General features: G+C 72.9%; 22 protein-coding genes, 2 tRNA genes and 1 other RNA gene. 15 read left to right on the top strand and 10 right to left on the bottom strand.

Annotated features, from left to right (window positions below; genetic code table 11):
* The first annotated feature begins 5 nt into the window (after positions 1-5).
* The gene (locus tag QQZ14_RS02870) at positions 6-1,523 is read left to right on the top strand and encodes a potassium/proton antiporter (RefSeq protein WP_284532656.1); all 1,518 of its coding nucleotides are present in this window, start codon (positions 6-8) and stop codon (positions 1,521-1,523) included.
* A 6-nt stretch (positions 1,524-1,529) separates the two neighbouring features.
* Here QQZ14_RS02870 and QQZ14_RS02865 read toward each other — a convergent pair whose 3' ends face one another.
* The 3 genes from QQZ14_RS02865 to QQZ14_RS02855 are packed head-to-tail and all read right to left on the bottom strand — an operon-like array spanning position 1,530 to position 2,553.
* Positions 1,530-2,030, bottom strand: a complete 501-nt coding sequence (locus QQZ14_RS02865; protein WP_284532655.1) for a LytR C-terminal domain-containing protein — start codon at positions 2,028-2,030, stop codon at positions 1,530-1,532.
* Positions 2,030-2,326, bottom strand: a complete 297-nt coding sequence (locus tag QQZ14_RS02860; protein WP_284532654.1) for a type II toxin-antitoxin system VapB family antitoxin — start codon at positions 2,324-2,326, stop codon at positions 2,030-2,032. Before QQZ14_RS02860 ends, QQZ14_RS02865 begins: the two co-directional genes overlap by 1 nt.
* A 50-nt stretch (positions 2,327-2,376) precedes the next feature.
* Positions 2,377-2,553: a hypothetical protein gene (locus QQZ14_RS02855; RefSeq protein ID WP_284532653.1), complete on the bottom strand. Its 177-nt coding sequence runs from the start codon at positions 2,551-2,553 to the stop codon at positions 2,377-2,379.
* Between the two features lie 197 nt (positions 2,554-2,750).
* On the opposite strand from QQZ14_RS02855, the gene QQZ14_RS02850 reads away from it, so the two are divergent.
* The gene (locus tag QQZ14_RS02850) at positions 2,751-3,200 is read left to right on the top strand and encodes a nuclear transport factor 2 family protein (protein ID WP_284532652.1); all 450 of its coding nucleotides are present in this window, start codon (positions 2,751-2,753) and stop codon (positions 3,198-3,200) included.
* A gap of 3 nt (positions 3,201-3,203) precedes the next feature.
* Here QQZ14_RS02850 and eccCa read toward each other — a convergent pair whose 3' ends face one another.
* Entirely contained in the window at positions 3,204-7,157 is a 3,954-nt protein-coding gene (eccCa, locus tag QQZ14_RS02845) for a type VII secretion protein EccCa (protein WP_284533072.1), read from the bottom strand.
* Between the two features lie 231 nt (positions 7,158-7,388).
* Between eccCa and QQZ14_RS02840 the strand changes: the two genes are divergently transcribed.
* From QQZ14_RS02840 to QQZ14_RS02825, 4 genes are read left to right on the top strand one after another with little or no spacing between them, the layout of a single operon-like run.
* Positions 7,389-7,706 carry a hypothetical protein gene (locus tag QQZ14_RS02840; protein WP_284532651.1) on the top strand — a complete coding sequence of 106 codons (318 nt, stop codon included), beginning with the start codon at positions 7,389-7,391 and terminating at the stop codon, positions 7,704-7,706.
* A gap of 51 nt (positions 7,707-7,757) precedes the next feature.
* Positions 7,758-8,054, top strand: a complete 297-nt coding sequence (locus QQZ14_RS02835) for a WXG100 family type VII secretion target (protein WP_284532650.1) — start codon at positions 7,758-7,760, stop codon at positions 8,052-8,054.
* 27 nt (positions 8,055-8,081) lie between these two features.
* Positions 8,082-9,431 (top strand): type VII secretion integral membrane protein EccD, encoded by a 1,350-nt coding sequence (eccD, locus tag QQZ14_RS02830; RefSeq protein ID WP_284532649.1) that lies wholly within the window; start codon positions 8,082-8,084, stop codon positions 9,429-9,431.
* A gap of 10 nt (positions 9,432-9,441) precedes the next feature.
* Positions 9,442-10,893, top strand: a complete 1,452-nt coding sequence (locus QQZ14_RS02825) for a type VII secretion protein EccB (RefSeq protein WP_284532648.1) — start codon at positions 9,442-9,444, stop codon at positions 10,891-10,893.
* A 301-nt stretch (positions 10,894-11,194) separates the two neighbouring features.
* On the opposite strand, the gene QQZ14_RS02820 is transcribed toward QQZ14_RS02825, so the two are convergent.
* Together QQZ14_RS02820 and QQZ14_RS02815 are read right to left on the bottom strand one after the other, a co-directional pair.
* Positions 11,195-12,745, bottom strand: coding sequence for a molybdopterin-dependent oxidoreductase (locus QQZ14_RS02820; RefSeq protein WP_284532647.1), 1,551 nt, complete (start codon positions 12,743-12,745; stop codon positions 11,195-11,197).
* Positions 12,746-12,884: 139 nt separating this feature from the next.
* A tRNA-Ser gene (locus QQZ14_RS02815) sits at positions 12,885-12,973 on the bottom strand.
* A gap of 111 nt (positions 12,974-13,084) precedes the next feature.
* Here QQZ14_RS02815 and ffs point away from each other — a divergent pair.
* The 7 genes from ffs to QQZ14_RS02780 all read left to right on the top strand — a co-directional run bounded on the left by ffs (position 13,085) and on the right by QQZ14_RS02780 (position 19,433).
* Positions 13,085-13,174: signal recognition particle sRNA small type (gene ffs / locus QQZ14_RS02810), an RNA gene on the top strand.
* A gap of 182 nt (positions 13,175-13,356) precedes the next feature.
* Entirely contained in the window at positions 13,357-15,360 is a 2,004-nt protein-coding gene (locus QQZ14_RS02805; protein WP_284532646.1) for a DNA polymerase III subunit gamma and tau, read from the top strand.
* Positions 15,361-15,388: 28 nt separating this feature from the next.
* Entirely contained in the window at positions 15,389-15,763 is a 375-nt protein-coding gene (locus QQZ14_RS02800) for a YbaB/EbfC family nucleoid-associated protein (protein ID WP_284532645.1), read from the top strand.
* Positions 15,764-15,792: 29 nt separating this feature from the next.
* Entirely contained in the window at positions 15,793-16,392 is a 600-nt protein-coding gene (gene recR, locus QQZ14_RS02795) for a recombination mediator RecR (RefSeq protein WP_284532644.1), read from the top strand.
* On the top strand, positions 16,385-16,966 hold the full coding sequence (locus tag QQZ14_RS02790) for a DUF5063 domain-containing protein (RefSeq protein ID WP_284532643.1): 582 nt from the start codon (positions 16,385-16,387) through the stop codon (positions 16,964-16,966). Before recR ends, QQZ14_RS02790 begins: the two co-directional genes overlap by 8 nt.
* 39 nt (positions 16,967-17,005) lie before the next feature.
* Positions 17,006-18,280: an aspartate kinase gene (locus tag QQZ14_RS02785; RefSeq protein WP_284532642.1), complete on the top strand. Its 1,275-nt coding sequence runs from the start codon at positions 17,006-17,008 to the stop codon at positions 18,278-18,280.
* A gap of 124 nt (positions 18,281-18,404) precedes the next feature.
* The gene (locus tag QQZ14_RS02780) at positions 18,405-19,433 is read left to right on the top strand and encodes an aspartate-semialdehyde dehydrogenase (RefSeq protein WP_284532641.1); all 1,029 of its coding nucleotides are present in this window, start codon (positions 18,405-18,407) and stop codon (positions 19,431-19,433) included.
* A gap of 87 nt (positions 19,434-19,520) precedes the next feature.
* Here the strand turns inward: QQZ14_RS02780 and QQZ14_RS02775 are convergent, their stop codons facing one another.
* From QQZ14_RS02775 to QQZ14_RS02765, 3 genes are all read right to left on the bottom strand, one after another.
* Positions 19,521-20,204 carry a hypothetical protein gene (locus QQZ14_RS02775; protein WP_284532640.1) on the bottom strand — a complete coding sequence of 228 codons (684 nt, stop codon included), beginning with the start codon at positions 20,202-20,204 and terminating at the stop codon, positions 19,521-19,523.
* A gap of 78 nt (positions 20,205-20,282) precedes the next feature.
* Positions 20,283-20,359: transfer RNA gene (locus QQZ14_RS02770), tRNA-Pro, on the bottom strand.
* 103 nt (positions 20,360-20,462) lie between these two features.
* Complete coding sequence (locus tag QQZ14_RS02765; RefSeq protein WP_446740466.1) at positions 20,463-21,398, bottom strand: metallophosphoesterase; 936 nt, start codon at positions 21,396-21,398, stop codon at positions 20,463-20,465.
* 26 nt (positions 21,399-21,424) lie between these two features.
* Between QQZ14_RS02765 and QQZ14_RS02760 the strand changes: the two genes are divergently transcribed.
* On the top strand, positions 21,425-21,883 hold the full coding sequence (locus tag QQZ14_RS02760) for a GatB/YqeY domain-containing protein (protein WP_284532639.1): 459 nt from the start codon (positions 21,425-21,427) through the stop codon (positions 21,881-21,883).
* Positions 21,884-21,895: 12 nt separating this feature from the next.
* On the opposite strand, the gene QQZ14_RS02755 is transcribed toward QQZ14_RS02760, so the two are convergent.
* The gene (locus QQZ14_RS02755; RefSeq protein ID WP_284532638.1) at positions 21,896-24,274 is read right to left on the bottom strand and encodes a transglycosylase domain-containing protein; all 2,379 of its coding nucleotides are present in this window, start codon (positions 24,272-24,274) and stop codon (positions 21,896-21,898) included.
* A 197-nt stretch (positions 24,275-24,471) separates the two neighbouring features.
* Between QQZ14_RS02755 and QQZ14_RS02750 the strand changes: the two genes are divergently transcribed.
* Positions 24,472-24,771 carry a WhiB family transcriptional regulator gene (locus QQZ14_RS02750; protein ID WP_284532637.1) on the top strand — a complete coding sequence of 100 codons (300 nt, stop codon included), beginning with the start codon at positions 24,472-24,474 and terminating at the stop codon, positions 24,769-24,771.
* Positions 24,772-24,796 lie beyond the last annotated feature (25 nt).

Here is a 24,796-nt window from a genome sequence, read left to right as displayed (position 1 = left end):
GACCTGTGTCGTTCGACGTCCACGATCTCGACGCGTTCATCCTCGTCGGGTCCGTGGTCACGTTCCTCGCGATCCTCGCGGTCCGGATGTCCACTCGCGCCGGCCTCCCCAGCCTGTTGGTCTACCTGCTCATGGGCGTCGCGCTGGGCGAGTCCGGCGCCGGCATCCAGTTCGAGAACTACGAGGTCGCGCACGCGGTCGGGTTCGGCGCCCTCGCGGTGATCCTGGCCGAGGGTGGTCTCACCACCAGCTGGCGCGAGATGCGGCCCTCGATCCGGCTCGGGGTCTCGCTCGCGACCCTGGGGGTCGCGGTCTCGGTGACGGTCGTGGCCCTGGCGGGGCACTACCTGCTGGGCATGCCGTGGGAGCTCGCCGTGCTGCTCGGCGCGGTGACGTCCCCGACCGACGCGGCCGCGGTGTTCTCGGTGCTGCGCGTGGTGCCGCTGCCCAAGCGCCTCACCGGCTCCCTCGAGGCGGAGTCCGGCCTCAACGACGCCCCGACGGTCGTGCTCGTCACGCTGATCTCGACCGGGGCCGCCGCCGAGCACGGCGTACCGGCGATGGTCGGCATCATCGCCTACGAGCTCGCGATCGGTGTCGCGCTGGGGTTCGCCGCCGGCTTCGGCGGCGCCTGGGTGATGCGCCGCGCCGCGCTGCCGTCGTCCGGCCTCTACCCGCTCGCCGTGATGACGCTGGCGTTCCTCGCGTACGGCGGCGCCACGTTCGTGCACGGGTCCGGGTTCGCCGCGGTGTACGTCGGCGCCCTGGTGCTCGGCAACTCCGAGCTGCCGCACCGGGCCGCCACCCGGTCCTTCGCCGAGGGCCTCGCCTGGCTGGCCCAGATCGGCCTGTTCGTCACGCTCGGCCTGCTGCTCTCGCCGGGCCGGATCACGCTGTCCACAGTCGGGCTGGCCGTGGTCGCCGGGCTGGTGCTCACCTTCGTCGCCCGGCCGCTGTCGGTGCTCGCCAGCTCGGTCGCGCAGCCGATGCCGTGGCGCGAGCTGTCGTTCGTCTCGTGGGCGGGACTGCGCGGCGCGGTCCCGATCGTGCTCACGACGATCCCGCTGGCCGAGGGCGTCACCGACGCCACCCGGCTCTTCGACCTGGTGTTCGTGATGGTGGTGATCTACACCCTGCTCACCGGGCCGACGCTGCCGGCGGTGGCCCGGCTGCTCAAGGTGGCGCGCCGCTCGGAGCCCCGGGGCCTGGAGGTCGAGGCCGCGCCGCTGGAGCGGATCGCCGCGGACCTGCTCCAGGTCTTCATCGCGCCGACCTCGCGGATGCACGGCGTCGAGGTCGGCGAGCTGCGGCTGCCGCGCGGCGCGTCGGTGTCGATGGTGATCCGGGACGGGCAGACGCTGGTGCCGGAGCGGCGTACGGTCCTGCGGCACGGCGACGACCTGCTGGTGGTCACCCCGCGCAAGCTGCGGTGGCAGACCGAGGAGCGGCTGCGCCAGGTCAGCGAGCGCGGCCGGCTCGCCCAGTGGCTGGTCGAGAAGCCGCCCCGCCGCCCGCCGTCCTGAGCGGTCTCACCCCACCGGCGGGCTGCAGATCGTGGCGTCGGAGTCGGCCGCCGTCGAGCGCCGGCCCTCGACGAGGTCGCGGAACCCGTCGCCCACGACGACCGCCACGCCGACCCCGGGTGGGTCGCGGCGCTCGATCTCGACGCCGGGACCGAGCCGGCTGGCCACCAGCCGGACGGCGGGGTTGTCCGGCTCGAGGGTCCAGATCTGGACCACCCCGACGCGTGCGCTGACGTTGCCCATCGTGCCCTCCGCGAAGCCGTCGTCGGTGAGCAGCTGCATGGTGCGGCCGGCCAAGCCCTCCCGCGTGCCGGCGTTGAAGACGCTGACGGTGACGTCCTGCGGGAAGACCTTCGTCCCGGCCGCGACGCCGTGGTCGACGCAGATCGGGGTGTCGACCTTGGCCGGGAGCGGCTTGGTCGCAGCCGACCACCCCCAGGCGGCGGCGAGCGCCAGGAGCAGGCCGAGTGCGGAGATCGTGATCGCCGACCGGGCCCCCTCGACCATCAGTCCTCCAGCGTGTGGACCCGCGCGTGCAGCACGTTGCGCTGCTGGAGGGCCGCGCGCAGGGCGCGGTGCAGCCCGTCCTCGAGGTAGAGCTCGCCACGCCACTCGACCACGTGGGCGAACAGGTCGCCGTAGAACGTCGAGTCCTCGTCGAGCAGGGCCGCGAGCTGGAGGGTGTCCTTGGTGGTGACGAGCTGGTCGAGGCGCACCTGTCGGGGCGGGACCGCCGCCCATGCGCGGGACGAGAGCCCGTGGTCGGGGTAGGGCCTCCCGTCGCCGACGCGTTTGAAGATCACGTCGCGACTATAACGAGGCCCCTCCCGACCTCAGTCACCTCCGGTGCCGGTCAGGCGGACCAGCGCACCGCGTCGTCGAAGTAGTCGGCGAGGGCGTGGACGCCGCGCAGGTCGGCGCGCTCCTCCATGAGGCTGGTCAACCGCTGGGCGTGGCGCAGCCGCAGCTCGACGCGCTGCTCGCGGAGCCGGTCGAGGTCGCGGTCCGGCGTGGTGGTGGGGTGGTCCATCTCGGCCTCCATCGGTCGGTCGGGTCGCCCGGAGGGAGCGACTTCGGCTCCTAGAGTGCCAAAGCATTGTCGCCGGGAGGTTGAATGTGTGTTACGAGCAGGTCAACCGCTGCCCTCCGGCGCGTGGCTGGGCTCGGCCCGCGTGGTGCCGGGAGGTCCCTTACGAACAGCGCGAAACTGGAATACGTTCTCGTTTCGTGGACGACATCGACCAGATCTGCCGGCTCAAGTACCGCTACCTGCGCACCCTCGACACGAAGCGCTGGGACGAGTTCGCGGAGTGCTTCCTGCCGGACGCGACCGGCGACTACAACGGACTGGTCTTCGCCGACCGGGCGGCGCTGGTCGCCTACATGCGGGAGAACCTCGGCGAGGGGCGGCTCACCCTGCACCAGGCGCACCACCCCGAGATCGACGTCGACGGCGACGCGGCGACCGGCCGCTGGTACCTGCAGGACAAGGTGATCGTCCCGGAGTTCAGCTTCATGCTCGAGGGCGCGGCGTTCTACGAGGACCGCTACACCCGGACCCCGGACGGTTGGCGGGTCGCCCACACTGGCTACCGGCGTACGTTCGAGATGACCTACAACCTCGCCGACCTGCCCGGGGCGAGGGTCAAGGGCCCCGGCGAGCACACACACGTGTGACGGTCACTGGCGCTGCTCGCACCAGGCCAGCTGCACCACCTCGACCCCCCGGTCGCGCGTGACGAGCCGGCCACGGCCGGGCGGTGCGGGTTGCGGCTTCTGCCCGCTGAGCAGGGGTCCCTCGTCGGGGCTGCCGGAGAGCAGCAGCCCGGGCGTGGCCAGGTCGCGCAGCGACTGGACCACCGGCTCGTAGAGCGCTCGCGACGCGCCACCGGAGCGGCGTGCCACCACCAGGTGCAGGCCGACGTCGCGGGCCTGCGCCAGCAGCGGCTGGAGCACCTGCACCGGCGAGCCCTGCTGGGTGGCCACGAGGTCGTAGTCGTCGACGAGCACGAACACCTCGGCGCCGGACCACCAGGAGCGGTGGCGCAGCTGCTCGGCGGTGACACCGGGGCCGGGCAGCCGGGACTGCAGGTACGCCGCGAGGTCGCGGAGCGCGGGCTGGGCCTGCGTGGCGGAGGTGAGGTAGTCGACGAGGTAGTCCTCGGGGACCTCCCCGAGCAGCGAACGCCGGTAGTCCACGACGACCAGCTGCGCCTCCTGGGCGTTGCGGGTGCGCATCACCTCCCGGGCGTAGGCGCGCAGGGCTGCGCTCTTGCCCGACCTCCCGTCGCCGAACAGCAGCAGGTGCGGCTCGGCGTCCACGTCCAGACCGACCGGGGCCAGGTCGCCCTCGCCGAGGCCGAGCAGCAGCCGCCGACCGTCGGCGGCCGGGCCGGAGACCTCGCGCACCTCCTCGAGGGTGACCAGGTCGGGCAGCAGCCGCAGCCGCGGCGCGGCCGGGCCGGTCCAGGCCGCCGCGACGCGGTCCACCAGGTCCGTCACGCCGTCGCCGAGCCCGTCGACGTCCGCGGACCCGTCGATGCGGGGCAGGGCGGCGATGAAGTGGTGCCGGCTCGGCAGCAGCCCGCGCCCCGGCCTCCCGGCCGGCACCCGCGCCGCGGTCGAGCGGTCGACCTCGGAGTCGAGGGGGTCGCCCAGGCGCAGCTCGAGACGGGTGCCGAGCAGGTCGCGGGTCGCCGCGCGGAAATCCGCCCAGCGGGTGGCGCCGACCAGCAGGTGCAGGCCGAACGTGAGGCCCCGGCCGGCCAGCTGCTGCAGCTCGATCTCGAGGTCGTCGAAGTCCGCACGCAGGGTGCTCCACCCGTCGACCACGACGAACACGTCGCCGTACCCGTCGTCGGCGCGGCCGGCCGCCCGCAGCGAGCGGTAGGTCTCGATCGAGTCGATCCCGCGGGCGCGGAAGTACTCCTCGCGCCGGTCCACGACGCCGCGGACCTCGGCGACGATGCGCCGGACCACGTCCGGCTCCGACCGGCTGCCGATGCCGGCCACGTGGGGGAGGCGGGCGAACGGCGCGAACGTGCCGCCGCCGAAGTCGAGCACGAAGAACTGCGACTCGAGCGGCGTGGTGGTCAGGGACAGGCTCGCGACCATCGTGCGCAGCAGGGTGCTCTTGCCGCTGCGTGGTCCGCCGACGACGGCCGCGTGGCCGCCGCTGCCGCCGAGGTCGACGGTCAGGGTGTCGCGCCGCTGCTCGCGCGGCCGGTCGACGGCACCGAGGGGGACGACCAGCCCGCCGCGGCCGCGCCAGTGCGGCGAGACGAGTCCGAGCGCCGGGTCGGCGACGAGGTCGGTCATCAGGCCGTCGAGCGGGTCGGGCACGTCCAGCGGCGGCAGCCAGACCTGGTGGGCGGCCGGGCCCCGGTTGGCCATCCGGCGTACGGCGACGTCGAGCAGCGACTCCTGGTCGCCGGGCGGCTCCGCCGAGCGGCGTACGACGGCGGCCGGGGCCGACGCGTCGAGGGCCGAGACCTCGGTGATCGTGAACGGGAGGATGCCCGGGACGGGTCCGTCGTCCTCGGGCGGGATCCGCGCGGTGCGCCGCGGCGGACCCGAGACGTAGGCCGCCTGGAAGCGCTGCAGCGTGGCCGGGTCGGGCCTGAGGAGGCCGAGCCCGGGCTCGGCGGGCAGCTCGTAGGCGTCGGGAGCCCCGAGCACGGTGCGGGACTCGGCGGCGCTGAACGTGCGCAGCCCGATCCGGTAGGACAGGTGCGACTCCAGGCCCCGCAGCCGGCCGTCGTCGAGACGCTGTGAGGCGAGCAGCAGGTGCAGGCCGAGCGAGCGCCCGAGGCGGCCGATCGCGACGAACAGGTCGATGAACTCCGGCTTCGCCGCGAGCAGCTCCGAGAACTCGTCGACCACGACGAGCAGCGACGGCATCGGGGCGAGGTTCGCACCGGCGGCCCGCGCGCCCTCGTAGTCGCGGATCGACGCGAAGTTGCCCGCCGCCCGGAGCAGCTCCTGGCGGCGGACCAGCTCGCCGGACAGCGCGTCCTGCATCCGGTCCACGAGCGTGAGCTCCTGGGCGAGGTTGGTGATGATCGCGGACACGTGCGGCAGCGGCGCCATGCCGGCGAACGTGGCGCCGCCCTTGAAGTCGACGAGCACCAGGTTGAGCTGCTCAGGCGAGTGGGTGAGGGCGAGGCCGAGCACCAGGGTGCGCAGGAGCTCGGACTTGCCGGACCCGGTCGCGCCGACCACCAGCCCGTGCGGTCCCATGCCGTGCTGGGCGGACTCCTTCAGGTCCAGGTGGACGACCGACCCGTCGTCGCCCACCCCGATCGGGACCCGCAGCCGGTCGCGCGCGGGCCGGCCCCGCCAGGCCGACTCGGGGTCGTAGGTGTGCACGCGGTCGAGCCCCAGCAGCTCGAGCGGCCCGGCGGTCCGGGTGGGTCCGCCGGCCGGCCGGCCGGCGCCGCCGGGCGAGACCGGGCGCAGCGGCGCCAACCGACGGGCCAGCGCCTCCGCGGTCGCGAGGCTGCACTGGTCGGCGCGTGCCCGCACCGGCTCCTCCCGGTGTCGCCGCAGGACCGCCGGCCGGGGTGTGTCGCCGGCGCCTCCCCCGGTGGGCTCGTCGGCGAGCCGGATGCGGAGCCCGGTCGCGTCGTCGAGGTCGCCCCACCGGGTCGGCAGGTCCAGCACCGTCACGCCGGCGCGTTCGTCGAGGGGTACGTCGGGGTCGCCCGACGGCGGCTCCGCCCCGTCGACGACCATCAGCAGGTGCGGCGCCGCCGCGAGGTCGCGCGGCAGCAGGCCGGCGAGGTCCGGGAGCGAGGTGGCGACCATCCGGGCCGGTCCGGCGGCGTCGGAGCGCCGGTCGCTGCGGGCGTGCGGCAGCCACTTGACCCAGTCCCAGTGGGCGAGGTGCTGCTCGGAGGTCAGCACCGCGATCGCGAGGTGGTCGGGGGAGTGGGACGTGGTCGCCGAGCAGATCAGGGCGCGGGCCAGGGCGCGCGCGGGCTCGGCGGGCCCGCACACCTCGACCCGGTCGACGGACCGCAGGTCGAGCCAGGCCGGCAGCTCGGGCTGGAGCCGGTGCACGCCCAGTAGGCGGTGCAGGGCCGAGACGGCGACCGGGTCGGCCTCGTCGGTCGTGGTGTGCTCCGGCGGGACGAGGTCGAGGGCGAGCGGCTGGTCGCAGCGGCCGTAGCGGACGTGCAGGAACCGCGGGTCGGCGAGGTCGCGCGCCCACACCCGGGACGCCTGGTCGGCGAGGGCGGGCAGCGCCGTGGGGTCCGGGTGGTGCCAGGTGAGCGCCCGCCGCTGCGCGTCGGCGGCGACCCGGGCCGCCCGGCGCACGCCCGCAAGGTAGCGCAGGTAGCCGGTGCGCGGGCCGGCGACCTGGTGGGTGCGCTGCCGGCGCTGCCGGTCGATCTGGACCAGGACGAAGCCGAGGGTCGAGAAGAGGAACAGCCCGCCGGCGATCAGGGCGCGGCCGCCGCCCGCACGGCCCATGGTCGCGACCAGGGCGACGGAGCCGAGGCTGCCGAGCATCGGGATCGCGTTCACGAGCACGCCTCCGGCGCCCTCGTGGGGCTGGAGCCGTGGCGGTGGTTCGAGCACGATCCGGCCCGTCGGCAGCTCCGGCTCGTCGGGACGCGCACCGCGCAGCATCGTGGTCACGCCGGGCACCTACCCGGGCGCCGGACGCGTGACGCCTCGGCCGGCCCGGCCTGTGGACAACCCGCCTGCCGGCTTTCCACAGGCCGGCCGGGTGCCGGTTTCGGGCCCCGTGCCGCGCGGGCAATCGACCCGTGTCCGGCTCGGGCGACCGACCGGACCGCCACACAGGACACCAGTGATTCTCGGGCGGCGAGCGCCGCCTCGGGGGAAGGAGATGGCGACATGTCGTACGCACCCGAGATGGGACAGGGCCAGGGCACGCTCAGCCGGGCCGCGGCCCTCGTGGCCGACGCCAAGGCGGACTTCGACGTCCTCAGCAAGGGGCTCGAGCAGCAGATCCTGGCCCAGCAGGGCGCCTGGGTCGGGGCGGGGGGATCGGCGTTCTTCACGCTGCACCGGGCCTGGACCGACAAGCAGCGCGTGATCACCGGCGCCCTGCACGAGTTCGAGGCGTCGCTGAGCTCGACCGAGCGGGACAACATGCGCACCGACGAGACCCAGTCGTCGGGCTACCACCGCGTCGCCGGCCGGCTCGGCTGACCGCAAACCCCACACCACCACCACATGCGCACAACCTGAGGAGTGAATGAGATGACCCTCGACGGACTTCGCGTCAACCACGCCGGCCTCGACACCGTCGCCGACGACCTCGGCCAGGCGGTCACCCGGATCGACGAGCGGCTCAACCGCCTCGAGTCCGAGCTCGCGCCGCTGCGCAGCGACTGGACCGGCAGTGCCCAGCAGGCCTACACCGCGGCCAAGACCACGTGGGACCGCGCCATGCAGGAGATGAAGGGCCTCCTGCACGAGACCAGTGCCGCCGTGGTCCAGTCGAACGCCGAGTACCGCGCCGCCGACCAGCGCGGCGCGGCGTCGTTCGGGGCCTGAGGGCCACGCCGTGGATCGGGGCCGAGCATGAGCTCCGCACCGGCGGCCGGGCCGGCTCTGGTGCGGGTGACGGTCGCCTCGGGGACCCGTCGGGTCGACCTCGTGTTGCCGGGCGCGGTGCCGGTCGCCGAGCTCGTCCCCGAGCTCGCCCGCAGTGTCGGGCTCCTCGACCCGGCCGTGGTGCACGCCGGCTACCGGGTGGTGACCTCGCGGGGGCGAGAGCTCGCGCCCGACCGGGGCCTGGCCGCCCAGGGCGTCGGGGACGGCGGGCTGCTGGCCGTCGCCGCCCGGATCGAGGAGGGCCCGGCCCGCACCTACGACGACGTGGTCGAGGCGATGGTCGACGTGGTCGAGCACGACCTCGCGCCCTGGGATCCGGCCTCGGGCCGGCGCGCCGTGCTGGGTGCGGTCACCCTGGCGCTGTGCGTCGGGGCCGCGGCGGTGCTGCTCCAGCGCGGGTCGCCCGTCGCGGGTGCGGCCGCGGGCGTGGTCGCGGCGGTCCTCGCCGCCGGCGCGGTCGTGCTGTCCCGGGTGCGGCACCAGGCCGGGCCCGCGGTCGCGGTCGCCTGGCTGGCCACGGCGTACGCCGCGGTCGCCGGGCTGGTGCCGACGGCCGGCGACGATCCGTTGGGGGGCCTGCCGGTCGCGGGCGGGGCCATGGTGCTCACCGGGCTCGGGTGCCTGGTCGGGGTCCGCCACGGTCGGGCGCTGCTGATGCCGCCGGCGGTCCTCGGCGCCATCCTCGTCGCGACCGGCCCGCTGCTGCGGGCCACCGGCCTCGACCCGGCCGCGGTGGCGGCCGGCGTGATCGTCGTGGCCGTGCTGGCCGGCGGCGGGTTCCCGCGGCTGGCGCTCGGCCTGACCGGCGTCTCGGCCGACCTGCCCGTCGGGGACGACGACGCCGAGGCGGCTCCTCGGCCGGTCGACCGGGACCGGGTCGCCGCGGACGCCCGCCTCGCCCACGAGATCCTGGTGGGGCTGTCCGCCACCGTCGGCCTGCTGCTCGTGCTGGCGGCGCCGCTGGCCGCCGCTCGCGGGGTGGCGGGCACGCTCCTGGCGGTGTCGTGCTGCCTGGTCGTCCTGCTGCGGACCCGTCGGCACCGCTCGCGCTCCGAGGTCCTCGTGGGCCTGGCGTCGGGCACCGCCGGGCTGGCCGCGGTCGCGGTCGCGGTGCTGTGGCTGCACCCCGGGTGGCGGCCGACGGTGGCGGCGGCGTCGGTCGGGGTCGGCCTGCTGCTGATCGTGGTGACCGTGCTCGCGCCGGTTGCGTCGGTGCGCCGTCGGGGGCTGGGCGACCGCGCCGAGAGCATCGCGGTGCTCGCCCTGCTGCCGGCGCTCGTGGTCGCCTCGGGCCTGTTCTCCGTGATCCGGTCGTGAGGGACTCGCCGTGCCCACCTCCTCCGATCTCGCCCAGGCCGCGTCCTTCTGCCGGCGGCGGCTGACCGGCGCGTTCGTGGCCGGTGCCCCCGGTGGGCGAGAGGTCGATCCGGGACACCCCGGCCGCGCGGTCGTCGGGGGGCTCGCGCTCGCCGTACTGCTAGGCGCGGGTGCCGCGATCGCACATGTGCTCGCGCCGCGGCCGCCGGACGACTGGGCGAGCCACGGCCTCGTCGTCTCGAAGGAGACCGGGCAGGCCTACGTGGTCCTCCCGGACGAGGACGACCCACGCCCTGCGGACGACGGGCACGTCGAGCTCCACCCGGTCGTCAACCTCGCCTCGGCGAGGCTGATCCTGGGCCACGACGTGGACCCGATCCTGCTCCCGCAGGACGTGATCGACGAGCAGGTGGTCGCCCACGACGTCGGCATCCTCGGCGCCCCGGGGAGCCTGCCGGCGTCCGACCGGCTGGTCGAGTCGGGCTGGACGGCGTGCACGGCCGACCGCCGAGGGGTCCGGGTCCGGGTCGCCGCGGAGCCCGACGTCCGACCCGCGCCCGACACCGGGCTGGTGGTCGCCGTCGGCCACGACTTCTACCTGGTCGCCTCTGTGCAGGTCGGCGACGAGCCGCCGTCGGCGTACGCACTCCCGCTGCCCGGAGGGGACGCCGTCGACAACATGCTCGGGGCGCTCGGGCTGCCGGCCCGGGCCCTGGCGCCGCGGGTGCCGCGTGCCTGGCTCGACCTGTTCCCCACGGGCGCGCCGCTCGGCTGGGCGAGCTTCGGGCTCACGCACGCCGGTGAGCGGCCCGGGCGGTGGGACCTCGCGGGAGTGCCCCGCGGCGCCCGGGTCGGCGACGTCCTCCAGGACGCCGCGGGGGACGCCGTCGTGATGACGACCGACGGGCCGGCCGACCTCGACCCGTTCGCGTTCGCGGTCTACGCGTGGACGACCGTCGCCGGGCGGGAGGCGCCGCGCGTGTTCTCGGTGGACCGCCCGCCCGACCTCACTCGCACCCGGCTCCCGATGGCAGCCGCCCACTGGCCGGCCGCGCCCCCGCAGCCGATGGCGACCGACCCGTGCGCGGTGCTGGTCACCGCGCCCGACGGGCCGGCGACCGTCCGACTCGCGCAGGGCCCCGGGGCCGGGTTCGCCGCGGAGCAGGTACGCGCTCGCCGCGCCGACGTCGCCGTCGATCCCGGCCGGGGGGCGCTGGGGCGCGCCGTCCGTGCCGGCGGCGGCGACCCGAGCCCGGTCCTGATCGACTCGATCGGGCGGGCCAACCCGCTCGACGGCGACGCCGCCGCCCGGCTGGGGTACGCCGACGCCTCGGCGCCGGTGGTGCCGGCCGCGTGGATGGGCCTGTTCGGCGAGGGGGTGCGCCTGTCGCGGGAGCTCGCCTTGTGTGCGCCGGTGGGGGTGACGGACGGGTCGTGCGACTCCGCAGCGAGCGAGGGGTGAGTCCTCTCGTGTGCTGCCCGACCCGGCTGCCGTCTCTTCGTCACCCAAAGCTCGGGGCGCTGACTTCTCCGCACGGGTGCTGGGTCTCGACTCGCCGGTCGCGGCTTCGTCCCTCGGCCGCGCGGCGGCTCGACCTGGCTGCTGTTTCTTCGCCACCCGAGCTTCGCTCGGGGCGCTGACCTCTCCGCATGGGTGCTGGGTCTCGACTCGCCGGTCGCGGCTTCGTCCCTCGGCCGCGCGGCGGCTCGACCTGGCTGCTGTTTCTTCGCCACCCGAGCTTCGCTCGGGTGGCGAAGGCAGCTCAGATCCGGGCGTCCATGTCCTGGTAGCCGGAGTCCTCGCGGGTGCCGCCCATGCCGTCGCCGACCTCGCGGTAGTCGCGGATCCACGACACCGAGCGGACCCACTTGACCATCTTGTAGCCGTGCATCGACTCGGTGCGCAGCCGCAGCGGGGCGCCGTACATGTCCGGGAGCGGCTCGCCGTTCATGCCCCAGGCCAGGATGGTCTCGTCCTCCATCGCCATTGCCTTGGTGAGCACGGTGTAGTAGGGCTCGACCGGCCGGCCGTCGTGCATGTGCTGGGCCGTCCCGAACGACTCGACCATCACGTAGTTGGCGTCGTCGAGCGGCTCGACCTGGGCGAGCACCTCCCGCAGCGGCACGCCGGACCACTTGGCGATGCCGGTCCAGCCCTGCATGCAGGTGTGCATGGTGATCTGGTCCTGCGCGGCGATCGCGCGCAGCTCGTCGAGGGAGAACGACCGCGGCTCGCGGACCAGCCCGCCGACCTCGAGCCGGAAGTCGCGGAAGCCGTCGTCGTGCAGCGCGACCCACTCCGGCGACTGGCTGAGGTCCGGCGGCCGGGTGTTGACCCAGTGGAACGGCGAGATGTCGGCCTCGGTGAACACCTGCCGGGCGCGCTGCCGCGAGGTCATCGGGTTGAGCACGAACCGCTTGATCGGTGCCTGCAGCCCGTAGAGCACCCGCTGGCTCTTGCGGACGTCGATGAGGGAGACGTACGACGCCGCGATCCACAGCGCCACCACCACGACCACCCCGATGATCACGCGGGTGACGGCCTGGCCGACCAGCGCCTCGTCGTACTCCTTGCCCATCATCATGTGCACGAGGTTGTGCTCGGGGTGCACCGCGAGCACCAGCGCCACGTGCATGACCGCGAACACCACGAAGATCGCCATGCCGATGAAGTGGAGCGACCGGGCCGCCTGGCGGCCACCGAAGAGCTTGGGGTACCACGGATAGCGCCCGACCACGGCCGGCGACATCACCGGCCCGGTGACGATCATCAGCGGCGCGAGCACGAAGACCACGAAGGTGTACATCAGCTGCTGCAGGGCGTCGTACGGCGTGAAGTGCTCGATCGACGGCACCCCGAAGCCGGCGTAGATCTTCAGCGAGTCCCACGCGTCGCCGAACACGCTCCACGAGGTGGGGATCAGGCGGCGCCACTGGCCGGTGCCGAAGAGCAGCACGACGTAGATCAGGCCGTTGAGCACCCACAGCGTGGTGACCAGACCGTGCCAGGCGCGGCCGATGCCGATCTTCGCCCGGCCCGGCAGGCTGATCAGCGGGTGGAGGTCGCGCTGGTCGTCACGGGCGGTGAACGCGCCGATCTCCTCGGGGACCCGGTCCTTGGTGAACTTCAGCCAGTGCGTGTCCGGGCCGCAGTCGTTGCGCCAGTACAGCCGCGGGTGCGAGGCCAGGATCTCCCAGCCGGACCTGACCAGCAGCCCGAGGAAGAGGAAGTTCACCAGGTGCGTGACCTGGAGCCACCAGGGGAAGCCCAGGTCGGTCGAGGACGTGGTGGCTTGCAGCAGGGGGTGAACCATCGTGTGCTCCGTTCTGCGGTGCGGCCCGAGTGCCGCCGGTGCAAGAGGCACGTCGACCCTGTCACATACGGACGGAGGTGTCTGGGTCCAGGCCGGGAATGTCGAACGGCGCCGCACCAGAGGGGCGACGCCGTTCGAGTGGCGGAGGATAGGGGATTCGAACCCCTGAGGGCTGTTAACCCAACCCGCTTTCCAAGCGAGCGCCATAGGCCACTAGGCGAATCCTCCGCCGAGGAGAGTACCGGTCCGGCGCTGCGCGGACGAATCCGCCCGCGTGGGTGGCGGGGCGGGGGCGGGGTCGTCTTGGTCCCGTCCGCCGCCCTCACCTAGACTCGGGGCAACCCCCCGTGTGGCGGCACCTCACCCAATCCCCCAGGGCCGGAAGGCAGCAAGGGCAAGTGAGCTCTGCCGGGTGCGCGGGGGGCCTCTTCACGTCCCCACGCCTGAGCTTGCGAAGGCGTGGACCAGGACGGGAGGTTGAGGAGGGCTCGGCGCCGGACCGAGCGGAGCGAGGTCGGGCGCGACCCGTCTCGAAGCCCAGTCGCTCATCGGACCGACTGCCCCGACCCACACCGCTACCGGCTGTCGGGGGCGGTGGTTAGGGTTCATGCGTGGAGTCACCCCTGGCGCTGTACCGCCGCTACCGGCCCGAGACCTTCGCGGAGGTCATCGGGCAGGCCCACGTGACGGAGCCGCTCCGGGTCGCGCTGGCCAACAACCGGGTCAACCACGCCTATCTGTTCTCCGGGCCGCGCGGCTGTGGCAAGACCACATCGGCGCGGATCCTGGCCCGGGCGCTCAACTGCGTGCAGGCTCCGGTGGCCGACCCGTGCGGCGAGTGCGACAGCTGCCGGGACCTGGCCCGGGGCGGCCCGGGCTCGATCGACGTGATCGAGATCGACGCGGCCTCCCACGGTGGCGTCGACGACGCCCGTGACCTGCGCGAGAAGGCGTTCTTCGCGCCGGTGCGGAGCAAGTACAAGGTCTACATCATCGACGAGGCCCACATGGTGACGACGCAGGGCTTCAACGCCCTGCTCAAGCTGGTGGAGGAGCCTCCGCCGCACCTGCGGTTCATCTTCGCGACCACCGAGCCCGACAAGGTGCTGCCGACGATCCGGTCGCGCACCCACCACTACCCGTTCAGGCTGATCCCGCCGCGGCTGCTCTCGTCGTACCTCTCGGAGCTGTGCGACAAGGAGGGCGTCACCATCGACCCGGCGGCGCTGCCGCTGGTCGTGCGCGCCGGCGGTGGCTCGGCCCGCGACACGCTCTCGGTGCTCGACCAGCTGCTGGGCGGGGCCGGACCCGCCGGGGTCACCCACGAGCTCGCGGCCGGGCTGCTCGGCTACACCCCGGACACGCTGCTCGACGAGGTCGTCGACGCGTTCGCCGCCGGCGACGGCGCGTCGGTCTTCGCAGTGGTCGACAAGGTCGTCGAGACCGGCCAGGACCCGCGCCGCTTCACCGAGGACCTGCTGCGCCGGCTGCGCGACCTCGTGATCGTCGCGGCCGTGCCCGACGCACCCGCCACCGGGCTGATCGACGTGTCGGAGGACCAGGGCGAGCGGCTGGTCGCCCAGGCAGCGCGCTTCGGCGCGGCCGAGCTCAGCCGGGCCGCCGACATCGCAGCCACCGGGCTCACCGAGATGCGCGGCGCCACCGCGCCGCGCCTGCTGCTCGAGCTGCTGTGCGCCCGCATCCTGCTGCCCGGCGCCGACCATGCGACCGACGGCGTGATGGCTCGGCTCGACCGCCTCGAGAAGCGCCTCACGATCACCGGCACCCCGACGCCGACCGCGGCCGCACCGGCCGCACCACCGGCCCAGGACCGCCCCGCACCGCCGCCGGCCCGCCCGACCCCGCCCGACCCCGCCGCCCAGCGCCCGGAGCCCGCTCCCGTCGATCGCGAGCCGGAGCCGGCCGCACCCGCGCCACCGGTGGCCGAGCCCGTACCGGTGGCGGAGGCCGCGCCCATGGCGGAGACCCCGCCCGTGGCCGAGCCCGCGCCCGCGGCGCGCGCCGCCGCCCCCGAGTCCCCGGCTACCGCCCCGGCCGGTGGGCTCACGCTCGTCGACGTACGCCGCCTCTGGCCCGACATCGTCGACGCGACCAAGCTGCGTCGCCGAGTGGCCTGGATGCATCTGACCCAGAACTGCCAGGTGGTGGCGGTCGACGGCCAGACGCTGACGCTCGGCTTCACCAACGCCGGGGCCCGCGACTCGTTCGTCAACGGCGGGTGCGACGACGTGCTGCGGCAGGCGGCGATCGACGTCGTCGGCGCCGACTGGCGGATCGAGACGATCATCGACCCGGGTGCGCGGGCCGACGCGCCGGTCGTGACCACCCCGGCGACCCACGCCCCCGACCCCGCGCCGGAGGCGGCCCCGGAGACGCGGCGCGCCAGTGACCCGGAGTCCATCGCGGCCGCCCGCGGGGCGATCCAGCAGACCCGCTCCGGCGACGAGCCCCGAGCCGACGGCCCCGACTGGGCCGCGGCCGACGCCGACGCCCACCCGGACGACGTCGACGCCGACCAGCAGGGCATGACCACCGCCGAGCTGCTCCAACGCGAGCTCGGTGCCCAGATGATCGAGGAGATCCGCCACCAGTGACCACCCACCGACGACCAGAGGTGACCCCATGAGCCAGAACCCCTTCGAGTCGCTCGGCGGCGGCGGGTTCGACATGAACGCGCTGCTCCAGCAGGCGCAGCAGATGCAGGAGCAGCTGCAGAGCGCCCAGGAGCGGCTCACCGAGACCGTCGTCGACGGCACCGTGGCCGGCGGGGCGGTGACCGTGAAGGTCAACGGCGTCGGCGAGCTCGTCGGCGTCGAGATCAAGGCCGGCGGCTTCGACGGCAGCGACCCCGACGACCTGTCCGACCTCGGCGACATGATCGTCGCCGCCTACCGCGACGCCAAGGCCCAGGCCGACGCGCTCGCGGGCGAGGCCCTCGGCCCGCTCGCGGGTGGCGCCGAGGGGCTGCCGGGCCTGCCCGGGCAGCTGGGGTTCTAGTGACCCCCTTCGATCGAGGTGAGCGCTAGTTGTACGAGGGCGTCGTACAGGACCTGATCGACGAGCTGGGCCGGCTGCCCGGCGTCGGTCCCAAGGGCGCGCAGCGGATCGCGTTCCACCTGCTGCAGGCCGACCCCGCCGACGTACGCCGGCTCGCCGACGTGCTCATCGAGGTCAAGGCCAAGGTGAAGTTCTGCAGCGTCTGCTTCAACGTCTCGCAGGACGAGCAGTGCCGGATCTGCCGCGACCCGCGGCGCGACCCGTCGGTGCTGTGCGTCGTGGAGGAGTACAAGGACGTGGTCGCGATCGAGCGGACCCGCGAGTTCCGGGGCCGCTACCACGTGCTGGGCGGGGCGATCTCGCCCATCGACGGCATCGGGCCCGAGCAGCTGCGCATCCGCGAGCTCATGATCCGGCTGGCCGACGGCACCATCACCGAGGTGATCCTGGCGACCGACCCCAACCTTGAGGGCGAGGCCACCGCGACGTACCTCACCCGGATGCTCAAGCCCATGGAGTTGCGCGTGACGCGCTTGGCGAGTGGACTGCCCGTAGGCGGTGACTTGGAGTACGCCGACGAGGTGACCCTGGGCCGCGCATTCGCAGGAAGGCGATCAGCAGATGACTGAGACCGATACCGAAGAGTTCGCCCAGCAGATCGCCGACCAGGTCGAGAGCTTCCTGATCGCCCTGCAGGCCATCGCCCGCGAGGCCGACGGCGGCCGGGCGATCTCGCTGCTGCTGCTGGAGATCAGCCAGGTGCTGCTCGCCGGCGCCCGGCTGGGGGCGCAGCGCGACTTCAACCCCGAGGGCGAGTTCCAGCCCGACGTGGGCCCCGAGCCCGACCTCGACGAGATGCGGCTGCGGCTCGCCTCGATGCTCGACAGCGTCGACACCTACAGCTTCGTCTTCGACCCCTACGTCCCCGACGTGGTCGAGAGCCAGCTCTCCGACGACCTGACCAGCATCGCCACCGACCTCGAGAACGGCCTGCGCCACTACCGCCTCGGCAACGTCGGGGAGGCGCTGTGGTGGTGGCAGTACTCCTACGTCGCCTCGTGGGGCAACCTCGCGGGCGCCGCCCTCAACGCGCTGCTCTCGATCGTCGCCCACGACCGGCTGGACGCGGAGTTCGTGGTCGAGGAGGAGCAGATCGCACTCGCCGATGAGATGCTCGAGAGTGAGGAGCCCGCTCCTCGGTAGACTCGACGGCTGGCAGCACAGTCGAGCAGAGGGACAACCGTGGGCATTGTCGTCCAGAAGTACGGCGGATCGTCGGTCGCGGACGCCGCCGGCATCAAGCGGGTGGCCCAGCGGATCGTCAACACGCGCAAGGCCGGCCACGACGTGGTCGTGGTGGTCTCCGCGATGGGCGACGACACCGACAAGCTGCGTGACCTCGCCGAGGAGGTGACGCCGCTGCCGCCGCCGCGCGAGCTCGACATGCTGCTGACCGCCGGTGAGCGGATCTCGATGGCGCTGGTCGCCATGGCGATCGCCGCGCTCGGCCACAAGGCGCAGTCGTTCACCGGCTCGCAGGCCGGTGTGATCACCGACTCGGTGCACGGCAAGGCCAAGATCATCGACATCACCCCCGGTCGCATCGAGAACGCCATCAAGAACGGCGCGATCGCGATCGTCGCGGGCTTCCAGGGCGTCTCGCAGGACACCAAGGACGTCACCACCCTCGGCCGCGGCGCCTCCGACACCACCGCGGTCGCCCTCGCAGCGGCGCTGGGCGCCGAGGTCTGCGAGATCTACAGCGACGTCGACGGGGTCTTCACCGCCGACCCCCGGATCGTGCCCGCGGCCCGCAAGCTCGCCCGCGTCTCCACCGAGGAGATGCTGGAGATGGCGGCGTCGGGCGCCAAGATCCTGCACCTGCGGTGCGTCGAGTACGCCCGCCGCTACGACATGCCGATCCACGTGCGCTCCTCCTTCAGCCAGAAGGAAGGCACCTGGGTCATCCCGGACAGCAAGGCAGGAGAGGAACAGATGGAGCAGGCGATCATCGCCGGCGTCGCCCACGACCGGAGCGAGGCCAAGATCACCGTGGTCGGGGTGCCCGACAAGGTGGGCGAGGCCGCCCGCATCTTCGAGGCGCTCGCCGCGACCGAGGTCAACATCGACATGGTCGTGCAGAACGTCTCGGCCGCCGCCACCGGCCTCACCGACATCTCGTTCACGCTGCCCCGTGCCGACGGGCAGGTGGCGATGAGCGCGTTGGCCCGGATCCAGGATGAGGTCGGCTACGACCAGCTCCTCTACAACGACCAGATCGGCAAGGTCTCGCTGATCGGTGCCGGCATGCGCTCCCACCCGGGCATCACCGCGCGGTTCTTCGCCGCGCTCGCCTCCGCCGGGGTGAACATCCAGATGATCTCCACCTCCGAGATCCGGATCTCGGTGATCGTCGACGAGACCCAGGTCGACGAGGCCGTTCGCGCCACGCACACGGCGTTCGACCTGGACGCCGAAGAGGTCGAGGCGGTCGTGTACGGCGGGACCGGCCGATGAGCCGCCCGCTGCGCCTCGGCGTCGTCGGTGCGACCGGACAGCACACCCCACGGAGTTCTTCGCTCCTCCGCTTCGCTCCCCCGCGAACAACTCCGCGGGGACCCCATGCCCTCGAGGAGTCGTCATGGTGAACATCGGCATTGTCGGGGCCACTGGGCAGGTCGGCGTCGCCGTACGCCAGATCCTCGAGGAGCGCGCCTTCCCGATCGCGGAGATCCGGTTCTTCGCCTCCGCCCGCTCGGCCGGCACGGTGCTGCCGTTCGCCGGGCGCGAGATCCTCGTCGAGGACGCCTCGACCGCCGACCCGGCCGGGCTCGACGTGGCGATCTTCTCCGCCGGCGCCTCGACCTCGCGTGCGCTGGCGCCGAAGTTCGCGGCCGCCGGCGTGACCGTGATCGACAACTCCTCGGCGTTCCGGATGGATCCCGACGTGCCGCTCGTCGTCGCGGAGGTCAACCCCGGCGCGCTCGACGAGGCCCGCTTGGGCATCATCGCCAACCCCAACTGCACCACGATGGCCGCGATGCCGGTGCTCAAGCCGCTGCACGACGAGGCCGGGCTGGTGCGGCTGATCGCGTCGACCTACCAGGCGGTCTCCGGCTCCGGCGTGGCCGGCGTCGACGAGCTGGCGACCCAGGTCGCGGCCGCCGGTGACAAGGCGCGCGAGCTCGCCTACGACGGGGAGGCGGTGGCGTTCCCCGACCCGGTGAAGTACGCCCGCACCATCGCCTACAACGTGCTGCCGATGGCCGGCTCGATCGTGGACGACGGGCTGAACGAGACCGACGAGGAGCAGAAGCTGCGCAACGAGTCGCGCAAGATCCTCGGCATCCCCGACCTGCCGGTGTCCGGGATCTGCGTGCGGGTGCCGGTCTTCACCGGCCACTCGCTGGCGATCAACGCGGAGTTCGAGCGCCCGATGACGCCGCAGCGCGCCGCCGAGCTGCTGGCCGACGCACCCGGTGTGGAGCTGTCGGACATCCCGAACCCGCTCCAGGCCGCCGGCAAGGACCCGTCGTACGTCGGCCGGCTCCGCACCGACCCGGGCGTCGACGGCGACCGCGGCCTGGCACTGTTCATCTCGAACGACAACCTGCGCAAGGGCGCCGCGCTCAACACCGTGCAGATCGCCGAGCTGCTCGCCGCTCGCTGAGTCGAGGTTGACCCGCCCGAAACTTCACGACGGGTCAACGTCGAATGTCGACAAACCACGTTGACCCGCCCGAAAGTTTCGGGCGGGTCAACGTTGGTCGGGGCTCGCGAAGGTGCGGGTGACCCAGTGGGCGAGGGCGAAGGTGCCCGCCGAGATCAGCGGGATGACCACCACCATGGGCCGGTCCATGAGTGAGTCCACGAGGAACACCAGGGCGAGCACCGCGGTCAGCCCGACGGCGAGGAAGCTCGTGCTCCCCGGCTCGGGCACCCGGGTCAGCCGCAGCAGCAGCGAGCCGACGATGATCATCACCGCGAGGATCCCGATCAGCAGGACGTAGCCGGTGTCGCCGCACGACGACGTGCCCTGGACGGTCTCGCACAGGCGCAGCGACGCCCAGGTGAGCCCGACGATACCGAGCCCGACCACCAGGCCGGTCAGCACGACCACCGCCATCCCGCCGGGCCCGCGCACCGGGCGCACCCGCGGCCCCGGCTCGGCCTCGACGACGGGCTCGGCCTCCGCGACCGGCTCGGGCGACGCGACGGGCTCGGGCGACGCGACGGGCTCGGGCGACGCGACGGGCTCGGGCTGCGCGGGGAGCGGCGCGGTCGGCGCCTCGGCCGGCTCGGCCACCTCGATCGGCTCAGGGGCGACCGGGTCGGCAGGGGTACGCCGCCGCTTGCGGCGCCACCCCAGGGAGGGCAGCTCCAGCGAGGGCTCGTCCCTGCCGGCGTCCTTCCCGGGCTCCCCGTCGGTCTTCTCCGGCATGACCGGCAGTGTGCCACGGCGAGCCCGTCCGGATGATGCAGCAGGCCCGGATCCGCACTGCGGATCCGGGCCTGCACATGGTCGGGCTGACAGGATTTGAACCTGCGGCCTCCTCGTCCCGAACGAGGCGCGCTACCAAGCTGCGCCACAGCCCGATCGCTGGATCCGGACACCGTCCGGCCCCCAAGCAGGGGCAACCATACCCGAGCCGCGCGGGGCGCTCGAAATCGGCCTCGCCCCGTGGACCAGAGCTCTCGCTCAGGAGCGGGCGACGAGCGTGAGCAGCGTCGCCTCGGGGCGGCAGGCGACCCGGATCCTGGCGTACGGGCTGGTGCCCAGCCCGGCCGAGACGTGCAGCCACGCGGACCCCGGGTCGCCCGGTGCCGACGCGGCCGGGTGACGGTGCAGGCCGCGCGCCCGGTCGGGCTCCAGGTCGCAGTTGGTGGTCAGCGCGCCCACCCCCGGGAGGCAGACCTGCCCCCCGTGGGTGTGCCCGGCGAGGATCGCGTCGTACCCGTCGGCGGTGAAGCGGTCCAGCACCCGCAGGTACGGCGCGTGCGCGACGCCCAGGCGCAGGTCGGCGTCCTGGTCCGCGGGCCCGGCGACGTCCTGAAGGCGGTCGTAGCCCAGGTGCGGGTCGTCGACCCCCGCGAACGCGATCCGCAGCCCGCGCACCTCGAGCGTCGCACGGCTGTTGGTCAGGTCGACCCACCCGCGGGAGGTGAGCTCCCGCTGGAGGTCGCGCCACGGCAGCTGGGCGCTGTCGGTGTGGCGGGTGCCGTCGTCGGGCAGCAGGTAGCGCATCGGGTTGCGCAGCGTCGGCGAGAAGTAGTCGTTGGAGCCGAACACGAACACGCCCGGCGCGTCCAGCAACGGCCCGAGGGCGTCGAGCACGACGGGGACCGCCGCGTGGTGGGCGATGTTGTCGCCGGTGTCGACGACGAGGTCGGGAGCGAGCCCCGCGAGGCGGCGCAGCCACTCCTGCTTGCGGGTCTGCCCCGGGGTCAGGTGGATGTCACTGAGGTGCAGCACCCGCAGGTCCGGGCTGCCAGGTGGCAGCACCGGCACGGTGACCCGCCGCAGCGTGTAGGCCCGCGCCTCGGCCAGGGCGTACGCCGTGAGCGCGGCGCCTCCGACGGCCCCGGTGGCGACCGCTCGCAGGGCCAGGCGGCGGGCGGGGGACAGGGAGGTCACGGCGCAAGGCTGCCACAATGGCGAACATGAGTGCGCTCAAGGACCGTCTCCGTGCCGACCTCACCGCATCGATGAAGGCCCGTGACGAGGTCCGGTCCTCCACGCTCCGGATGGTGCTCACCGCGATCACCAACGCGGAGGTGGCCGGCAAGGAGCACCGCGAGCTCACCGACGACGACATCATCGGGGTGCTCTCCACCGAGGCGAAGAAGCGGCGCGAGGCCGCGGCCGCCTTCGGTGACGGCGGCCGCGCGGAGATGGCGGCCAAGGAGACCGCGGAGGCCGCGGTGATCGCCGACTACCTGCCCGCCCAGCTGACCGAGCAGGAGATCGCCGACCTGGTGACCTCGGCCATCGCCCAGGCCGGCGTCGCCGGCGAGGGCATGAAGGCGATGGGCAAGGTCATGGGCATGATCCAGCCCCAGGTGAAGGGTCGTGCCGACGGCGGCGCCGTCGCCGCGGAGGTACGCCGGCAGCTCGGCTGAGCCCGGGCGGGGTCAGCGACCGCGGCCGCCGCCGTGCCCGTTGCCGTTGCCGTGGCCGTGGCCGTTACCGCCACCGCCGCCACCGCCGCCGCCGTGGCGCGGTGGCGGTGCGGGGGGGACGCCGTTCGAGACGTAGATCGTGATCGAGGACCCGCTGGTCGTCGTCGAGCCTCCGGCGGGGCTGGTGTAGGCGACCGTGCCGGCGGGTGCGTTGGAGTTCACCTGGCCGCCGTCGGCCGGGAAGAACCCGGCGTCCTCGAGAATGCTGCGTGCCTGGTCGGGAGACATGCCGGCCGTGTCCGGCACCGACACCATCACGCCGTTGACGATCTCGGAGTCCGGGGCGACGAAGTCCTCGTCGGGCAGCCAGGCCGCGATCGGCTTCATGGCGTCGCCCCACATCGGGCCCGCGGTGGTCGAGCCGTGCGCACTCGGGACGTACCGGTTGGCCAGCATCTGGCCGTTCAAGGTGATCCAGTGACCCTTGCGGTTCGCGCCGGCGATCATCGATGCGGTGGCGAGGTTGGGGGTGTAGCCGCAGAACCACACCGCCATGTTCTCGTTGATGGTGCCGGTCTTGCCTGCCGACGGCTGAGGGAGTCCGATGCCCGCTTGAGCGCCGAAGCCGGTCTCCTGAACGCCGCGAAGGATGTCGTTGACGGCGTCGGCCGTCGTCTGCGGCATGACCTGCTCGCAGGTCGAGGAGTAGTCACGGATCTGCGCTCCGGTGGCGTCGTCGATGGCGGTCACCGGCCGCGAGTCGCAGTGCAGCCCACGCGCCGCCACCGTCGCGTACGCCTCGGCCATCTCGAGCGGGCTCACGCTCGGCACACCGAGGGTGAACGACGGCACCCGCTCGTCGACGGGGTCGGTCAGCTCGATGCCCATGCTCTTGGCGAGCTTGTAGGGCTGGCACAACCCGGTGCGCTGCTCGAGCTGGGCGAAGAACGTGTTCACCGACAGCTGAGTGCCAGTGTAGAGGTTGAAGGTGCCGAACCCGGTCGAGTTGTGCACCGGCCAGGTCTCGCTGCTCGCGTAGGGCTGGTCGCCGCAGTCCTGGTAGCTGTTCATCGGGATCTGTAGCTCGTTGGGCGAGTTGATGGTCGTGTTGAGCGACGTGCCGTCGTTGATGGCCGAGGCCAGCACGAACAGCTTGAACGTCGAGCCGGCCTGGAAGCCGTTGGAGTCGCCGTACTTCTGGGGTACGACGTAGTTCAGGAAGGTCTCGCCCTTCTTCTCCTTGCGGCCCATCGGTCGCGACTGGGAGAGCGCCTTCACCGCGCCCGTGCCCGGTTCGACCATCGCGAGCGCACCGATGGCCTGGTCCGTGGGGTGGACGTGGCTCGCGACGGAGGCGTCGGCCGCCTGCTGGTAGCGCAGGTCGATCGTCGTGTGGACGGTCAAACCGCCCGTCTTCAGCAGATCCTTGCGCTCGGCGACGGTCTCACCGAGCTGGGGGTCCTGGAGCAGCCAGTTGATCGCGTAGTCGCAGAAGAACGGCGCCCGTGAGTACAGGCAGCCGTTCTTGGCCGGGACCACCCGGAGGCCCAGCTTCTGCTCCTTGGTCTTCGCGGCCTTCTCGCGGCTGATCACGTTGAGCTCGGCCATCCGGTCGAGGACCACGTTGCGGCGCTCGAGAGCGCGGTCGGGGGAGTTCGTGGGGTCGTAGCCGGTGGGGTTCTTCACCAGGCCGGCGAGCATCGCGGACTGGCGCAGGTCGAGGTTCTTGGCGTTGACGTTGAAGTAGTGCCGGGCCGCGGACTGGATGCCGTAGGTGCCGTCACCGAAGTACGCGATGTTCAGGTAGCGCTCGAGGATCCAGTCCTTGGAGTACTTCTGCTCGAACGCGATCGCGTAGCGCAGCTCGCGCAGCTTGCGGGCGTAGGTGTCGTCGGTGGCCTCGCGCCGCTCCTCCTTGGTCTTGGCCTGGGTGAGCAGGGTCATCTTGACCATCTGCTGGGTGATCGAGGACCCGCCCTGCACCACGCCGTTGCTGGCCTGGTTGGTGATCAGCGCCCGCAGCGTGCCCTTGAGGTCGAGCGCGCCGTGCTCGTAGAACCGGTAGTCCTCGATCGCGACGATCGCCTTGACCATCGTGCGGGAGATCTGGTCGAGCGAGACGTTGACGCGGTTCTCGTCGTACAGGGTCGCGATCACGTTGCCCTTGGAGTCGACCAGCTTGGTCTTCTGCGGCAGCGGGTCGGTCTGCAGCTCCGCGGGCAGGTTGTCCATCGCCTGGGACATGTTGCGCGCACCGATGCCGAGGACGCCCGCGAACGGGATGGCGAGCCCGGCGACGACGACCCCCATCACGGCGGCGACGGCGAGCATCACGGCCAGGTGGGAGGCGACGCGGGAGGCAGGCAGGCGTTCGTCGCGCGGCACGGACATGGGCCCAGGGTACGTGAGTCGCTGAACCCGAACCCAGTCGTAGTCCGATATGACTAGTTAGTTTGGACTACGCGGATTGGGTCGGATGTGTCTGCCCCTTATCTGATTTCTTCCTTAACTTCTTTACCGAGGGGAGAACATCCCGGGTAGACGTCATGGGGACGCCGCCTATCTCGGACTGATGTGGGGACATCATCATGTGGGTTGAGGATTGGGCGCCGGCGGCTGCGTGTCGCGAAGCGCAACCGGACCAGCTGTTCGTGCGAGGCGCGGAGCAGAACAAGGCCAAGCAGCTGTGCGCGGGTTGCCCCGTGCGCACCGAGTGCCTTGCTGAGGCGCTCGACAACCAGATCGAGTGGGGGGTCTGGGGCGGGATGACCGAGCGCGAGCGCCGTGCGTTGCTGCGCCGTCGCCCGAACGCCTCGTGGCGGACGGTGCTCGAGACCGCCCGCGAGCAGGGTGCTCCGTCGCCGGTCGCCAAGCCGGTCGCCGTCTGACCTGACCTGACCGGCCTGCCCTGAC

Origin of the sequence: Nocardioides sp. T2.26MG-1, from assembly GCF_950101795.1 — a bacterium.
Taxonomy (GTDB): domain Bacteria; phylum Actinomycetota; class Actinomycetes; order Propionibacteriales; family Nocardioidaceae; genus Nocardioides.
The sequence above is the reverse complement of the archived record's forward strand: the minus strand, read 5'-3'. Positions and strand labels throughout refer to the sequence as shown.

Bases quoted from the DNA above. Each gene is read 5' to 3' on its own strand.
- QQZ14_RS02775 (WP_284532640.1), bottom strand. From the start codon at position 20,204: ATGCCGGAGAAGACCGACGGGGAGCCCGGGAAGGACGCCGGCAGGGAC.
- QQZ14_RS02750 (WP_284532637.1), top strand. From the start codon at position 24,472: ATGTGGGTTGAGGATTGGGCGCCGGCGGCTGCGTGTCGCGAAGCGCAA.
- QQZ14_RS02840 (WP_284532651.1), top strand. From the start codon at position 7,389: ATGTCGTACGCACCCGAGATGGGACAGGGCCAGGGCACGCTCAGCCGG.
- eccCa (WP_284533072.1), bottom strand. From the start codon at position 7,157: ATGCTGCGCGGTGCGCGTCCCGACGAGCCGGAGCTGCCGACGGGCCGG.
- eccD (WP_284532649.1), top strand. From the start codon at position 8,082: ATGAGCTCCGCACCGGCGGCCGGGCCGGCTCTGGTGCGGGTGACGGTC.
- QQZ14_RS02835 (WP_284532650.1), top strand. From the start codon at position 7,758: ATGACCCTCGACGGACTTCGCGTCAACCACGCCGGCCTCGACACCGTC.
- QQZ14_RS02755 (WP_284532638.1), bottom strand. From the start codon at position 24,274: ATGTCCGTGCCGCGCGACGAACGCCTGCCTGCCTCCCGCGTCGCCTCC.
- QQZ14_RS02760 (WP_284532639.1), top strand. From the start codon at position 21,425: ATGAGTGCGCTCAAGGACCGTCTCCGTGCCGACCTCACCGCATCGATG.
- QQZ14_RS02820 (WP_284532647.1), bottom strand. From the start codon at position 12,745: ATGGTTCACCCCCTGCTGCAAGCCACCACGTCCTCGACCGACCTGGGC.
- QQZ14_RS02800 (WP_284532645.1), top strand. From the start codon at position 15,389: ATGAGCCAGAACCCCTTCGAGTCGCTCGGCGGCGGCGGGTTCGACATG.
- QQZ14_RS02865 (WP_284532655.1), bottom strand. From the start codon at position 2,030: ATGGTCGAGGGGGCCCGGTCGGCGATCACGATCTCCGCACTCGGCCTG.
- QQZ14_RS02780 (WP_284532641.1), top strand. From the start codon at position 18,405: ATGGTGAACATCGGCATTGTCGGGGCCACTGGGCAGGTCGGCGTCGCC.
- QQZ14_RS02790 (WP_284532643.1), top strand. From the start codon at position 16,385: ATGACTGAGACCGATACCGAAGAGTTCGCCCAGCAGATCGCCGACCAG.
- QQZ14_RS02855 (WP_284532653.1), bottom strand. From the start codon at position 2,553: ATGGACCACCCCACCACCACGCCGGACCGCGACCTCGACCGGCTCCGC.